General features: G+C 46.7%; 1 pseudogene. It reads right to left on the bottom strand.

From position 1 onward, the window contains the following. A pseudogene (locus tag WEIDD23_RS13415) lies at positions 1–725 on the bottom strand (hypothetical protein); the annotation flags it as partial. Positions 726–821: the final 96 nt, after the last annotated feature.

Below are 821 nucleotides of genomic sequence, written 5' to 3'. Positions count from 1 at the left end.
GCGCGATAATCGTTCAAGGCCGCCAATGCATAAGGCTGTAACTTTGCCAATGTCGCATCGGCCAACAATTGATTAGGCCCATTCGTGACAGTGACTGGCGCAGTTGTCTGACTTGCGCTACTTGCTGACACTGATGACGGCGTTGCACTTGTAACTGATGACGCCACCGATTGTGAAACCGATTCACTCACTTGTGATGCAGCTGAAGACTGACGACTCATTGCTGTCGATGCTTCAGCGCGATGCAAGCGATAAGTGATGGTCTCAGACCCCTTCACCGTAATCGTATCACCCGGGTTTTGGTGATACCCCTGTTGTTGATAAGTCGGCAAAATCAATTTAGCGCCATACGTTGAACGATACTCTCGTACTTTAACCTCATTACCAGTAATATCATCAAGATACCGCACCTTGATCGTGTATGTTTCAGGCAAATACTTAAATGTAATGACCGTCTTTTGGCCCACCGTCTTTTCAATTGCTTTGGGCATTTGGTAGCCCGTCGCAACGACTGGCTTAAACCGTTCATGTGCCCCAATTGGTACTAATTTTTCCGTTTGTGGTTGAATCGCTTTATTTGTACGAATATCGACATAGCGAATTTTAACTTCGGTCTTTTTCTTTTCTGAGGCGAACTCCGGCACCAATCCACTCGAACTGGCCAAAGCGCCACCCCCAAGTACTAAGGATAGTGCCGTCAATCCGACGACACGCCAATTTTTCAAAACGCCCCTCCTTTCAGCTTGTTAACGTTGTGTATTAAGTTAAGTATAGCTGGGGGCGTTTCATGGTCGCAAACAATAACCCTCGCACATAAAAAC

The organism is Weissella sp. DD23 (assembly GCF_001579105.1).
Taxonomy (GTDB): Bacteria; Bacillota; Bacilli; order Lactobacillales; family Lactobacillaceae; genus Weissella; species Weissella cibaria.
The sequence above is the reverse complement of the archived record's forward strand: the minus strand, read 5'-3'. Positions and strand labels throughout refer to the sequence as shown.